Below are 13,822 nucleotides of genomic sequence, written 5' to 3'. Positions count from 1 at the left end.
TTTTATTTATATCTATTTTGAAATTTATCCAGTAACTTTTGTAGATTTTTGTTCAAGGGATGTAGGCTCAAGAAGCTGTGTAAGCTTAGCTGCATTTTCTTCCTTCATTGCAGCAAGGATATCTCCTCTGTTCTCAACGCTCATCTGTGCCAAGATCCTTGAAACAAGCTCGATCTGATTTTCTGCAACCATCTCATCAAAGATTGCTGCAGCCTTCTTGGCTTTCATTCCAGAATATGTTGTAGCAAAGGCTTTTATAGCTGCGTCATCAAATTCGCCCTGTACAACCTTTCTATAGATCTCAGCTGCATTATCAGGATCGATCATCTCATAATATGAGGCATAAGCAGAAGCATCCGGAGCATAATCTCCATAAACTATACTGTTATAAAAATTAGCCCTTTCTTCATAAAACTGTTTTTGTTGCTTTTCAAAAGGCTCAAGCCTTGCTACTTCAGTTTCAAGCTTCTCTATAGATGATGCATAGCTACTATTAAGCTCCATCTCTGATTGAAGTGCCTGCTCAAGTCTCTTGATATAGGCATTGGCTTCCTCCATGGAATTAATGCCCGAAGCAGAACTCTCAGCATTACTATAATCAACTGCTGTCTCTGAAGTCTGTGTTGTTACGCTTCCATCAGGAAGGATAATGTTAACATAAGGAATATCCCTAAGAAGCGGAGCAAGGATCACAGATCCAAAATGTCCAACATCAAGTTTGACCAAAAGAGCCATGATTGCGAGCCAGATCAAAATAATAAGGAAAGTGATGATAAGTGTTGCAAGACCGCCGGCATCGTCACCATTGATCTCAGCAGTTCTTTCAGCAAATTCAGCTTCTTTTTCTTTCTGTTCTTTACGCTGTTCTCTTAGCTTTTTTCTATATTCTTTTTTCTCGTCCGCAAGCTTTTTCTTGGCAGCTTTAGGATCGTCCATAGGTGTCATCATGCTGTTATCAGCCATAATTAACCATTCTCCTGTCTTTTTTGTCCATAAGTAAAGCTAGTTCGCTGATCGTTTTCTTTAGCTTCTTCTTGCTTTTGCTCTTCTACAAATTCCGCATAAGCTCTGTCTCGTAGAGTCTCCTGCATCTTTCTTTCCTGAATGGCACGTGCAAGTCTTACTCTTACTTTTTCGACTTCTGCTTCATGTTTCTTAACTACTTTTGCCTGAGATGCTATCATAACATCCATCTGAGCTGTAGCATACTGATTATCGAGTATATCCTGAAGCCTCAAGGTTTCTTCATTTCGAAGGTCTTCAGCTTCTTTTAGATAATTAGCTCGCCTATAAATATATTCATCCAAAATATCAAGCTGTTTATTAAGCTCTGACTGGGCAGCAGCAAATTCCATCTTGATCTGTCCCTCAGTCTTTTCCTTGATATTTAGAATGTTTTGCATCCTATAATTGAATCTAGCCATTTATCAGTCCCTAAACATATCGATCAAGGTCTGCCTGATCTCTTCGAAACTAAATTTTTCATCAGTTTCCTGCATCAAAAACTCATTAACAGCTTCAATCTTGGATACAGCATAGTCAATGTTCTTATTGGCTCCACTGCGGTATGCTCCTATATTAATAAGGTCTTCAGCATCATTGTATGTTGCAAGCACGTTTTTAAGTTTACCTGCAGCCTTCTTGTGCTCTGGATCAGCAATGGCCGCCATACATCTGGAGATGCTGGCAAGGACATCGATTGCTGGATAATGATTTCTCTGAGCAAGCTTACGGTTAAGTACAATATGTCCGTCAAGAATACCACGGGCGGTATCTGTGATAGGCTCGTTCATATCATCACCATCAACAAGTACTGTATAAAGACCTGTGATAGAGCCCTTCCTTGATCTGCCAGCTCTTTCAAGAAGCTTTGGCATCTCAGCATAAACTGAAGGTGGGTATCCTCTAGATACAGGAGGTTCGCCACTAGCAAGTCCTATTTCTCTTTGAGCCATTGAAAAACGTGTAAGAGAGTCCATCATAAGAAGTACATCTTTACCTTTATCTCTAAAGTACTCTGCAATTGATGTGGCAGTCTTGGCTGCCTTAAGTCTCTCAAGGGCAGGCTTATCAGAAGTAGCACAAACTACAATAGACCTTCGCATACCTTCTTCGCCAAGGTCTCTTTCAATAAACTCTCTAACCTCTCTGCCTCGCTCTCCAATAAGAGCAATGACATTTATATCAGCCTGAGTGTTTCTGGCAAACATTCCAAGTAGTGTTGACTTACCAACACCAGAACCAGCAAAAATACCAATTCTTTGTCCCTTACCAACTGTAAGAAGTCCATCAACAGCCTTAACGCCAAGGGATAACACTTCCGAAATAGGATCTCTTGTCATAGGATCTGGTGGCTGATTCTCAACAGAATAAGCAACGCCGCCCTCAAGGGAAACGCCTTTACCAAAGCTTGTTCCATCGATTCTGCCAAGACCATCCAAGGTCTTACCAAGAAGACCCTCACCAACATTTACTCTAAGAGGTGAATCAGTATTTTCAACAATTGAGCCATTACCGATACCACTGGTATTTTCATAAGGCATCAGCTGAACATGATTGTCCTTAAATCCAACAACTTCAGCCATAGCTGGTCTTGCGCTAAAATCAGATAAAGATTCGCTGTCTTTCTTTTTGGGATAAATAAGACAAATGTCACCAAGCTTAGCATCTGGTCCTGCTGATTCGATAGTTAAGCCGATAACATTTACAACCTTGCCTCTCATTCGGTAAAATGGAGCACTCTTCATTTTTTTGTATTTCGAAAGATCAATTGAAGAAACTAGCATTCCATCACCTGTTTATCTCTTCTTTCTGTCAAAAGACAGAAGTTTTAGCTTTCTGCTGATCTCTGAAAGTTCAACTCCCAGACTGCAATCAAATACACCACTATCTGATTCGATCATGCACTCATTTTCTTTTAAAAGAGGATCTTCTATGATCTCCATTGTGGTGTTAGGAGAAGTAATACAAGCATCAAGACTATCTCTTTCATCAATGACCTCATCATAATCATCAGATGAAACATGAACGATAAGGTCATTTCCTGGTTCGATCCTTGATAAGGTACTCTTTAAAAGATGAAGGATAATAGCTTTATCCTCTCTAAGTTCAATTCCAAAAACATGCTCATAGATCTGAGTAAGGGTATCTACCATTTCTGGTTCTAACTCATCTACAAGCTGCTGATACTCTTTTTCAAGGCCTTCTCTTTGCTGCTCAATCTCAGCTTTTAAACCCTCGGCAGCAGCAACGCCTTCCTGATATCCAGCTTCATAGCCTTCTCTTCGCCCCTGATCTATTGCGTTGTTACGAATAGCATCAGCCTGTTCGTTGGCCTCCTGAATGATAGCGTCAGCCTGTTCCTGTGCCTGCTGGATCTTAAAATCAATTTCAGCCTGCATGGCTTCCATATCAAACTGAGGATCAGGACTTTGCATAGGCTCGATCATGCCCTGATCTTCGGTAAGCTGGTTTAGCTGTTCCATTTCAATTCCAGGAATGAAGTCAACTGGCTCTTCACCTTCTTCGTAGCCTTCTTCAGAAGCCATCTGAGCTCTCTGCCTTTTTAGCTCCTGTTCCTGAAATGCTTCTATTTTTTTGTTTGCAAGTTCATTGCTATCAATGATCCTGGCTTCACCCTGATCAAAGCTCACAAAACCTGCTTTAAACAGATTAGACAACTAACTCATCACCTCCGCCTCTGGAGATTACGATCTCGCCAGCGTCCTCAAGCTTTCTGATGACGTTAACGATCTTCTGCTGAGCCTCTTCAACATCCTTCATACGAACAGGTCCCATGAAGTCCATATCTTCCTTGATCATAGCAGCAAGACGCTTTGACAGGTTGTTGAAGATTGCTGTCTGAACGTTTTCTGTAGCGCCCTTAAGAGCAAGTCCAAGGTCACTATTTTCAACTTCACGCAGCACTCTCTGAATAGATCTGTCGTCCAGAAGAAGAACGTCTTCGAATACGAACATCTTCTTTCTGATCTCGTCTGCAAGCTCTGGCTCTTCGATCTCGAGAGTTTCCATAATGTGCTTCTCTGTTGCACGATCTACAGTATTGAGGATCTCTACAACTGCGTCTACACCACCAACAATTGTATAATCCTGATTTACAAGAGATGACAACTTGGATTCCAACACTTTCTCTACTTCCTTTATTGTATCTGGACTTGTACGGTCCATAGAAGCGATTCTCTTAGCAACATCAGCCTGTCTGTCAGGTGGAATAGCTGAGAGAATAAGCGCACTTTGAGACGGTGACATATAGGACAAAATAAGAGCGATAGTCTGAGGATGCTCGTCCTGAATGAATGTAAGGATCTGCGAAGGTTCTGTCTTACGAATAAATTCGAAAGGCTTAACCTGAAGAGATGCAGTAAGCTTACTGATAACATCAAGAGCCTTATCCTCACCAAGAGCTTTCTCAAGAAGCTCTTTAGCATAGTTGATACCGCCTTCAGCAATGTACTGCTGTGCAAGGCAGACACCATAGAACTCTTCTAAGACTGCCTCTTTGATCTGAGAAGTTACACTTCTAGTGTTGGCGATCTCTAAAGTAAGCTCCTCAATTTCCTCATCCTTGAGATGCTTGAATATGGCGGATGATTTTTCTGGTCCAAGTGCGATCAGAAGAATTGCCGCTTTTTGAGTGCCTGTAAAACCCGCTGTTAACGGATTTCCTCCTGCAGAAACTTCAGTATCCATAATACTTCTAACTCCCTCATTAAATTATAGACCGTAGTCCTCGTTAAGCCAGTTGCGTAGTAGCGTAGCTGCAGCTTCTGGATTTTCATCAACAAACTTTTCAATAAGACGCTTGGTTTCTGAACCTGTATCCATCTCAATATCTTCAAGAACTTCTTCTGGCTGAGACTCAAGCAAGGATTCAACAGAAAGAGGTTCTGGCTCTTCCTCTTCCTCCTGAACCTTCTTGGTCCACATGCTCCTGATGATAATGAATGCAAGAAGTCCAAGGATAACAAGGATAAGCAGGATCTGTAAAACATCTGTAAGTGTTATAGCAGCGCCAGTTCTATCAAAGAACACATACTCTGTATATGCTGCCATCGCAACATTCTCTGCACTGATACCAGTTGCCTTAGAAACTACATTAATCATCTCTTCAGGAACTTCCATGGTAACAGGCTGAGCATTAGCTACTTTGTACTCATCCCAAGTCATATTATTGTTATCAGCACTCTTATAGTCTTCTTCTTTGACAACTACATAGTTGATAGCTGTAACTGATATTGAAGACTGGTCGTATTGAATAGCCCCCGGCTGATTTGTCTTAGTAGTGATCTCCTCATTAGGAAGATAATCACGGGATTCCTCTGTTATAGTTGATGTTGAATTCTGATTGTCCTGAGTAACATAAGTTGTCTCATCATCAGCATTTGTATCTGTACCAGGAATACCGCTTATACCATTTACATTTTCTGCGTTATATGTATCCTCATGACTAAGTACACCCTGAGTCTGATCAGCTGCAGGAGTATAGTTATGAGTTGTCTTTTCTTCTTTTGAAAAATCCATAACAAGGTTACTTGCTACTTCAATATCATCATAAAGCTTTGTTCCAAGAAGTACCTTTTTTACTTCACTTTTAACGATCTGCTCTGCCTTAGCCTTTAATGAGAGCTGTGAACTTGCAAGACCAGAAGTTGTAGTCTCCTCGCTTCCTGAGAAAAGCATATTTCCATTAGTATCAAGGATAACGATATTCTCAGTGTTCTCATTACCGATCGCTACAGCAACTGCCTTTGCAAGAAAGGCTGCATTATCTTCTGAAAAGCTTGCTCCATCAGCTATATTAAGAAGGATCCAAGCTGATGCTTCTTCCTGATTGCCAATAAGTGTTCCATCATTGTCAGGAATATTAAGCTGAACATTAGCACTCTTGATTGCTTCAAACTTTGAGATAAAATCCGATTCTAGCCTACTTTCTAGATATAGGACGTATTTCTTTTGCTTATCAGATTCTGTAGTTGAGAAGCTACCATCAGTAACATTATCAATGCTATAGGCATATGACTGAATATCATTTGCACCCAAAAGAAGGCTGGCATCACCCTGATCCTTTTTAAGGACCTTGAATTCCAGACCATCATCTGACATTTTGTAATTTATTGAATTTGAATCAAGAAGCTCTTTTATCTCAGAGGCTTCCTTTGTAGAATTGGCCGTAGCCAAAAGAACATACTGAGGCTGGTTCAAAATAGAAACCAATATAATGATGGTAAGCAGTATTACTGAACCGGCTCCAATGATAAGAGTCTTTTGTTTGGCAGTAAACTGATTCCACCAGTCGAGAACTTTTTGCCACAAGGCTTTAAGTTTATCAGCCATGCTCTCTCCCTCCCCAAAATCTTAAAACATATTAAATCTGCATCTGAGTGAGCTCTCTATATGCAGAGAGAACGCGGTCTCTTACAGCAACTGTATATTGAAGTGCTGTCTGAGCCTTCTGTATTGCTATAGATAAGTCATGAGTATTGTCTGTCTGACCAAGAGCCCATTTGATCTCTTCATTCTCAGCATCGGACAAATACGCGTTTGTTGTATTTATATTTTCTACAGCCTGACCAAAGATAACAGAAAATGCCTGATCATTTCCCTTCTGATCATCTCCAAGGACATTGTAAACTCTGCTATTAGTTTTTTCTGCACTTTTGATCGCGCCTGAAGTAACATTTCTAAGTTGTGAAATATCAAGTGATGCCATTTATCATTCCTCCATCAAAACTATCAGCCGCCCTGGCCAAGTTCAAGTCCTCTTGAAGCTATATTCTTGCTGGCATTAAATGCTGTAGCATTAGCTTCATAGGATCTACTTGCGTCTATAAGGTTAGTCATCTCTGTGACTGTATTAACATTTGGATAAGTAACATATCCGTTAGCATCAGCATCAGGATGTGAAGGATCATATACAACGTTCATCTGTGTCCATGTATCATCCTGAACCTTAGTAACCTTAACACCTCTGCCTGAATAATGGTCAAGTCTTTCGTTAAGGATCCTTGAAAAAGGAGTCTGTGTACCTTTTTCTGCAAATGTAACTACCTTTCTGACATAAGGAGTTCCATCCTGAGTGCGTGTTGTATTGGCATTGGCAATATTCTCAGAAATGATATCCATTCTGAATCTCTGAGCTGTCATACCAGATGAATTTATGTTAAAAGAATCAAATATACTCATAATCTCCCTCCTTCATCAAGACTTCATAACGGACTGCAGGTTATTAAATTCATTGTTAAGACCTGACATAAGTCCCTGATACTTGAGCTGGTTAGCTGCAAGTGTTACGTTCTCAGTATCGATGTCTACGTTATTCTTGTCTGGTCTATATGAAAAATTTGAATAATCATTGATGACTCTTGGTTTTAAGTGCTTGTCCTTAAGATTTCCAACCTTTTGATCCATGGTCTTGTATCTTGAATGTCCAAGAGCTCTTTCTAGTTCGTCCTCAAAATTAAGATCCTGTCTCTTGTAGCCAGGAGTATCAACATTGGCGATATTATTAGCAATAACTTCGTTTCTAGTCCAAGCAGCATCTGCAGCCTTGTCTAGAACATTGATGTAATCAAAAGCATTACTGTTGATCATAGAAATCCTCCTTAAATGAGAACATAATAAGACCTATTATCTTATTATTATTAATAATATGATTTTTATTTGAAAAAAACAAGAAAAATATACTTCATATTGTGTTTTATAAAATTATTGACTACAACATGTATAAAAAATGAACGGATTTATCATACACGATAAATCCGTTCATCAACATCCATCCTGCAATATAATACATTTTAGTTATAATTCCTGCTTTAACTTCTTGATCTCGTTAAAGACTACGTCATTAGTAACCTTGATGTAAGTTCCCTTCATGCCAGAGGATCTAGATTCAATTACACCTGCACTTTCAAACTTTCTAAGTGCATTTACGATAACGCTTCTGGTAATACCAACTCTGTCAGCTATCTTGCTGGCAACCAGAACGCCTTCCATTCCATCAAGTTCATCAAAGATATGGATGATGGCCTGCATCTCAGAAAATGAAAGTGTACTGATAGCTGATTTAACAACTGCAAGCTTTCTGCTCTCCTCAGCATTCTCTTCATTAACTGCTCTTAGCATCTCAAGACCAACAACTGTTGTTCCATATTCGCAAAGGATTATGTCATCAATGTCATAAGGTGTATCGGTCTTGTAAATAAATAATGTTCCTAATCTCTCACCGGCAATCTCAATAGGAGTAATTATCGCCTGGAACTTAGAACTGTCAATTCCTTCAAACCCAAGGGTTTCCAGATTAACATTTTCTTTTGTAGATAAAATTGTAAGTAATCTCTCATTAAGCATTGGATCAATAAATGAACCTACATTGTCTACAAGCAGATCACTTAATGATTCTACATTTGCACTCTCACCTATTCCCAGTACTTTACCTTTTTTACTGATAACAAACATGTTAGAAGATAAAATATCACAGAGAACTCGGCAAATGTCATTGAATACAACCTTTCCAGAGTTACTGTTATGTAATAGTTTGCCAATCTTGCGGGTCTTATCTAGTAGTTGAACACTACTCATTTTTGCTCTCCTTTAAGATTATTTTGCATATTTAAACTATTGTTATCATAACATAAAAAAATAGGCGCTTCAAACGTTGAAGCGCCTACAATTATGAAAAAAAGCTTAAATTTTCTAAAAATTCTGATTTATTGTTCAATCTTTATTTGAATCGCTAGATTCCTTAGCGCAGATATATCCGCACTGCTCATCAGAACAGACAAGTTTATTGCCCTTAGCAACCATTATAGATCCGCACTTAGGACATTTTTCCTTGGTTGGTCTAGCCCATGACATGTAATCACAATCTGGATTATCGATACAGCCATAGAATATACGTCCCTTTCTGGTACGCTTAAGAACTATATCCTTACCACACTTAGGACACGCTACTCCGATCTTTTCAAAGTATGGCTTTGTGTTCTTACACTCAGGGAATCCAGGGCAAGCAAGGAACTTACCATGCGGGCCATATTTGATAACGAGATTTCTGCCACAGTTTTCGCAGATTTCATCTGTAACCTCATCCTGAACAACAACCTTCTCCATGTCCTTCTCAGCTTCTTTGACAGCCTTATCAAGGTCTGGATAGAAGTTCTCTATAACAGTCTTCCACTTAACGTTACCATCAGCGATTCCATCAAGAAGAGCTTCCATGTTAGAAGTAAAGTTAACATCAACAATCTGAGGGAATGCCTCCATCATCATCTTGTTAACTGCCTGACCAAGCTCAGTAATGAAAATGCTCTTATTTTCCTTGGTAATATAGTGCCTTGCCAAAATTGTAGAAATTGTAGGAGCATAAGTACTTGGTCTGCCAATTCCCAAAGCTTCAAGATCATGAACCAGTGAAGCTTCTGTATAGTGAGGTGCTGGCTGAGTAAAGTGCTGAGCACTATCAAAAGAATCAAAGGAAAGCTTTGTGCTTGTATCAAGATTCTTCATGAGAACATTCTTTTCGATCTGATCCTCATCATCTGTGTAAACATTAAGGAATCCATCAAAAACAGTCTTGGATGCAGATACTGTGAATCTATGCTTGCCAGCATCGATCTTGACTGATGTTGTCTCATATTTGGCAGCAGCCATTCTGCTTGCCATGAATCTTCTCCAGATAAGCTGATAAAGTCTGAACTGATCTCTTGAAAGGAAATCTTTTACTTTAACTGGAGTATTCTCAATATATGTTGGTCTGATAGCTTCGTGAGCATCCTGGATCTTGGCTTCTGACTTCTTGGAAGAAGCATCTCCTGCAAGATATTCCTTGCCAAAATTCTGCTGGATGTAATCATTTGCTGAAGCAACAGCCTCAGCTGATACTCTTGTAGAGTCAGTTCTAAGGTATGTGATAAGACCTACTGTTCCCTGGCTTCCAAGATCTATTCCTTCATAGAGCTGCTGAGCAACTCTCATTGTCTTTTGTGTTGAGAAATTAAGTGCCTTAGATGCTTCCTGCTGAAGAGTTGATGTTGTAAATGGAAGTGGTGCCTTCTTGTTTCTCTCACCCTTCTTTACATCTGAGATAACATACTTGGCACCATTAAGTGATGCGCAGATGCTATCAAGCTCTTCTTTAGAGCTGATTTCTTTCTTTTCATTGCCTTCACCATAATAGTGAGCAACAAGCGGCTTCTTTTCACCAGCTGCAGAAAGATTAACATCTAATGTCCAATATTCCTTTGGAATAAATGAATCGATCTCTTCTTCTCTATCTGCAATGATCCTAAGTGCAACTGACTGAACTCTTCCTGCACTAAGACCTCTTTTTATCTTGGACCAAAGAAGTGGAGAAATACTATAACCAACCATTCTATCAAGAACACGTCTAGCCTGCTGGGCATCAACAAGATTCATATCGATCTCTCTTGGATGCTTCATAGCCTCTTTTACCGCGTTCTTGGTGATCTCATTAAAGGTTACTCTCTGAACCTTAGCATCAGCCTCATTGAGTTTGAGAGCTGAAACAAGGTGCCATGAAATAGCCTCACCCTCACGGTCCGGGTCAGTTGCGAGATAAACTTTATCTGCCTTCTTGACCTGCTTACGAAGTTCAGCAAGGATGTCGCCCTTTCCACGGATAGTAATATATTTAGGCTCAAAATCATGATCCACGTCTACTCCCATCTGACTTCTAGGAAGATCTCTGACGTGACCATTACTGGCTGCAACTTCATAGCCTGATCCTAAAAACTTCTTAATAGCTTTGACCTTTGTTGGAGACTCAACTATTAAGAGTGCATTTTTCTTGTTACTAGTTGTTTTAGTTGCCATTCGAAAACTAAATTTCCCCTTCATAAAATTTGTTGTTAACATATTTCATATTAATATACATTTTTAAAGATTAAGTCAAGTGCCCTATTTAAACACTTGACTTAATCTTATCATATAAAGTAAATATTCTTTTTACTTCTTGTCCTTAGGAAGCCATGCTGTATCCTCAGGTGTCTTCTTAACAAATGGTCTCTTGATAGCCTGCTTGATACCATTTGGAAGAATATATTTAAGCTTCTCTTCTGCAGTTCTCATTGTAGAAGCATCTGGGTTATCTCTTGTAAGCTTGATAGCATCAAATTCGCAACGAGTTGTGCAAAGTCCGCAGCCTACACACTTATTAGGATCGATGATCGAAGCACCGCATCCAAGACAACGAGATGTCTCTTTCTTAACCTGCTCTTCTGTAAATACAAGCTTTGTATCACGGAATGTAAGCTTCTCGCCATCCTTCTTGCTATTTCCAGCAACCTGACGACCTACATGATCATAATCCTTAACAGAAATATCATCCTTATCAAGCTCGATAAAGAAGTTAGGATCACGGCCGATGGTAAGTGAAGAATGAGGCTGAACAAATCTGTGGATCGACTCAGCACCTTCTCTACCACATGCGATTGCGTCAATAGCAAATCTTGGTCCGTAGAACATATCTCCACCAACGAAGATATCAGGAACTGTTGTCTGGAATGTGATCTTGTCAGCAACTGGTGCTGGACCTCTAAACTCTACATTCTCATCCTTTAAGAGGTCTCCCCAGATTGTAGCCTGTCCTACTGAAAGGATTACGTTTGAACAAGCAATTTCCATTGTCTCATTCTCATCGTACTGAGGATCAAATCTTCCCTCTGCATTCTTAACCTGAGTACACTTCTTAAATACGATTCCTTTAACTTTGCCGTTTTCTGTGAGGATCTCTTTTGGTCCCCAACCGCCCTTGAACTGAATTCCTTCAGATTCTGCAAGCTCGATCTCTTCTGGAAGGGCTGGCATAATATCACGAGTCTCAAGTGAAACCTGTGTGATCTTTGGTGAACCACATCTGATTGCTGTTCGGCTTACGTCGATAGCAACGTTACCACCACCGATAACAACTGTGTCACCAGTAAGCTTGTAGCTCTCATCATCAATTACAGCATGAAGAATATCTACGCCCTTGATAACGCCTTCAGCGTCCTCACCAGGAACGTTAACTCCGCGGCCGCCCTGACATCCGATAGCAATATAGAATGCCTTGTAGCCTTCTTCACGAAGCTGCTTTAAGGTAATATCCTTACCAACTTCTACGCCAAGACGAATATCTACGCCAAGTTCTCTAAGAACATCAACCTCAGCTTCTACAACGTCTTTTTCCATAACGAATGAAGGAATTCCATATGTAACCATTCCGCCTGGCTTCTTGTTCTTGTCAAAGAGTGTTGGCTTGTAGCCCTTAAGTGCAAGATAATATGCGCAAGAGATACCAGCAGGTCCTGCACCAATGATAGCAACCTTCTCATCAAAGCCGCCTTCAATCTTAGGAATAACCTTTTCAGGTATATAACGAGTTTCAGCCTTAAGATCACGCATAGCTACGAATTTCTTAACTTCATCGATAGCAATTGCCTGATCGATAGTTGCTCTTGTACAAGCATCCTCACATCTTCTGTTACATACATGTCCGCAAACTGCAGGAAGTGGATTGTATTTCTTGATAAGAGCAAGAGCCTCTTCATATCTTCCCTGAGCAGCCATCTTGAGATATCCCTGAACTGGAATATGTGCTGGACAAGCTGTCTTACATGGAGCTGTACCAGTCTTGTGAGTATTGATCCTGTTAATATCTCTATAATCTTCTGTCCACATATCCTGTGACCACTTCTTCTCAGTTGGAAGAGGCATCTTAGGATAAACTACTTCACTACCATCTTTCTTGCAAAGCTTCTGACCAAGTGTAGCTGCACCAGCTGGGCAAACCTCTACGCAACGTCCACAAGCTACGCAGTTATCCTTGTCAACGTGAGCAACATATGCTGAACGAGACATGTTAGGAGTATTGAAAAGCTGTGAAGTACGAAGTGCGTAACATACATTGACATTACAGTTACAGATAGCAAAGATCTTGTGCTGTCCGTCAATATTTGTGATCTGATGTACGAATCCGTTATCTTCGGCCTTTTTAAAGATCTCGAGAGCTTCTTCCTTAGTGATGTAACGGCCGTCCTTCTGAGTCTCAACGACATAGTCAGCCATATCACCAATAGCGATACACCAGCCCTCTGGATCATCAGCACAGCCCTGCTCAAATGTCTTTCTTGATCTTCTGCATGAGCAAGGAGAAGCTGCATATTTTCCTTCATAGTAATCAAGCCAGTAAGAGATCTTCTCAAGGTTAATTGCTTCACCCTGCATCTCAATAGCTTTCTCAACTGGGATTACGTGCATACCTACACCAGCACCACCCATAGGTACCATATGTGTAAGTCCTTCAAGAGGAATACGGCTCATTCTCTCAAAGAATGGTCCAACCTCAGGATGCTCTTCGATTACCTTGTGGTTCATGTTACCAAACTCAGCAGAACCAGGAACGTACATAGGAAGCACGTACTGCTTCTCATGCTTGTCATTTTCGTAGTTCCACTCGATAACACCGTTGTAAGACATCTCATCAAGGTGCTTCTGAAGATCTTCCTTGGAATACTCAGGACAAAGAGCTGCGATCTCATCAAAAGTCTTTGGTTTACGCTTCTCCATCTTGAGAGCGATCTCACACTGAGCATCAGTGATAAGATTGTAAAGGCCCCAATATTCTGGGCTTTCTTTTGTGATCTTTTCAATGCCAAGCTTAATGTTTTTTCTATCCGTAACAGCCTTAGCAAACCTAGCAAGAGGCTCACGGAAAGGTGCATCCATATCCACCCACTCAGGAATGATACCAGCTCTAGGATCTTCCTTGTTACGATTAGGGTCCAAGGAATATGGAGTGCTAAGATCA

The 13,822-nt window shown here is 40.3% G+C and carries 12 protein-coding genes; all 12 read right to left on the bottom strand.

Annotated elements, in window-relative coordinates; genetic code table 11:
* Positions 1 to 24: 24 nt before the first annotated feature.
* Entirely contained in the window at positions 25 to 963 is a 939-nt protein-coding gene (locus BLS24_RS09020; RefSeq protein WP_091758274.1) for a MotE family protein, read from the bottom strand.
* Between the two features lie 2 nt (positions 964 to 965).
* Entirely contained in the window at positions 966 to 1,424 is a 459-nt protein-coding gene (locus BLS24_RS09015) for a flagellar export protein FliJ (protein WP_091758272.1), read from the bottom strand.
* 3 nt (positions 1,425 to 1,427) lie between these two features.
* Positions 1,428 to 2,786, bottom strand: coding sequence for a flagellar protein export ATPase FliI (fliI, locus tag BLS24_RS09010; RefSeq protein ID WP_091758270.1), 1,359 nt, complete (start codon positions 2,784 to 2,786; stop codon positions 1,428 to 1,430).
* A gap of 12 nt (positions 2,787 to 2,798) precedes the next feature.
* Positions 2,799 to 3,680 (bottom strand): FliH/SctL family protein, encoded by an 882-nt coding sequence (locus BLS24_RS09005; RefSeq protein WP_091758268.1) that lies wholly within the window; start codon positions 3,678 to 3,680, stop codon positions 2,799 to 2,801.
* Positions 3,673 to 4,710 carry a flagellar motor switch protein FliG gene (fliG, locus tag BLS24_RS09000; protein ID WP_091758266.1) on the bottom strand — a complete coding sequence of 346 codons (1,038 nt, stop codon included), beginning with the start codon at positions 4,708 to 4,710 and terminating at the stop codon, positions 3,673 to 3,675. Before fliG ends, BLS24_RS09005 begins: the two co-directional genes overlap by 8 nt.
* A gap of 24 nt (positions 4,711 to 4,734) precedes the next feature.
* Positions 4,735 to 6,354 (bottom strand): flagellar basal-body MS-ring/collar protein FliF, encoded by a 1,620-nt coding sequence (fliF, locus tag BLS24_RS08995; protein ID WP_091758264.1) that lies wholly within the window; start codon positions 6,352 to 6,354, stop codon positions 4,735 to 4,737.
* A gap of 31 nt (positions 6,355 to 6,385) precedes the next feature.
* Entirely contained in the window at positions 6,386 to 6,730 is a 345-nt protein-coding gene (locus BLS24_RS08990; RefSeq protein WP_091758262.1) for a flagellar hook-basal body complex protein FliE, read from the bottom strand.
* Positions 6,731 to 6,753: 23 nt separating this feature from the next.
* Complete coding sequence (gene flgC / locus BLS24_RS08985) at positions 6,754 to 7,203, bottom strand: flagellar basal body rod protein FlgC (protein WP_071176165.1); 450 nt, start codon at positions 7,201 to 7,203, stop codon at positions 6,754 to 6,756.
* A gap of 15 nt (positions 7,204 to 7,218) precedes the next feature.
* Positions 7,219 to 7,611: a flagellar basal body rod protein FlgB gene (flgB, locus tag BLS24_RS08980; protein ID WP_091758260.1), complete on the bottom strand. Its 393-nt coding sequence runs from the start codon at positions 7,609 to 7,611 to the stop codon at positions 7,219 to 7,221.
* 207 nt (positions 7,612 to 7,818) lie between these two features.
* Entirely contained in the window at positions 7,819 to 8,598 is a 780-nt protein-coding gene (codY, locus tag BLS24_RS08975) for a GTP-sensing pleiotropic transcriptional regulator CodY (protein WP_071176167.1), read from the bottom strand.
* 135 nt (positions 8,599 to 8,733) lie between these two features.
* On the bottom strand, positions 8,734 to 10,848 hold the full coding sequence (gene topA, locus BLS24_RS08970; RefSeq protein WP_091758258.1) for a type I DNA topoisomerase: 2,115 nt from the start codon (positions 10,846 to 10,848) through the stop codon (positions 8,734 to 8,736).
* 132 nt (positions 10,849 to 10,980) lie between these two features.
* A complete protein-coding gene (locus tag BLS24_RS08965) occupies positions 10,981 to 13,740 on the bottom strand; it encodes an FAD-dependent oxidoreductase (RefSeq protein ID WP_091758461.1) in 2,760 nt (919 codons plus the stop codon).
* Positions 13,741 to 13,822: the final 82 nt, after the last annotated feature.

This window comes from Butyrivibrio sp. INlla18, from assembly GCF_900103635.1.
In the GTDB taxonomy this organism is placed as follows: domain Bacteria; phylum Bacillota; class Clostridia; order Lachnospirales; family Lachnospiraceae; genus Butyrivibrio.
This window is presented reverse-complemented; position numbering and strand designations above follow the sequence as displayed.

Excerpts from the sequence above, each read along its gene's own strand:
- BLS24_RS08965 (WP_091758461.1), bottom strand. The coding sequence starts at position 13,740 with ATGGATGCACCTTTCCGTGAGCCTCTTGCTAGGTTTGCTAAGGCTGTT.
- fliG (WP_091758266.1), bottom strand. The coding sequence starts at position 4,710 with ATGGATACTGAAGTTTCTGCAGGAGGAAATCCGTTAACAGCGGGTTTT.
- flgC (WP_071176165.1), bottom strand. The coding sequence starts at position 7,203 with ATGAGTATATTTGATTCTTTTAACATAAATTCATCTGGTATGACAGCT.
- BLS24_RS09020 (WP_091758274.1), bottom strand. The coding sequence starts at position 963 with ATGGCTGATAACAGCATGATGACACCTATGGACGATCCTAAAGCTGCC.
- BLS24_RS09015 (WP_091758272.1), bottom strand. The coding sequence starts at position 1,424 with ATGGCTAGATTCAATTATAGGATGCAAAACATTCTAAATATCAAGGAA.
- flgB (WP_091758260.1), bottom strand. The coding sequence starts at position 7,611 with ATGATCAACAGTAATGCTTTTGATTACATCAATGTTCTAGACAAGGCT.
- BLS24_RS08990 (WP_091758262.1), bottom strand. The coding sequence starts at position 6,730 with ATGGCATCACTTGATATTTCACAACTTAGAAATGTTACTTCAGGCGCG.
- fliF (WP_091758264.1), bottom strand. The coding sequence starts at position 6,354 with ATGGCTGATAAACTTAAAGCCTTGTGGCAAAAAGTTCTCGACTGGTGG.
- fliI (WP_091758270.1), bottom strand. The coding sequence starts at position 2,786 with ATGCTAGTTTCTTCAATTGATCTTTCGAAATACAAAAAAATGAAGAGT.
- topA (WP_091758258.1), bottom strand. The coding sequence starts at position 10,848 with ATGGCAACTAAAACAACTAGTAACAAGAAAAATGCACTCTTAATAGTT.
- codY (WP_071176167.1), bottom strand. The coding sequence starts at position 8,598 with ATGAGTAGTGTTCAACTACTAGATAAGACCCGCAAGATTGGCAAACTA.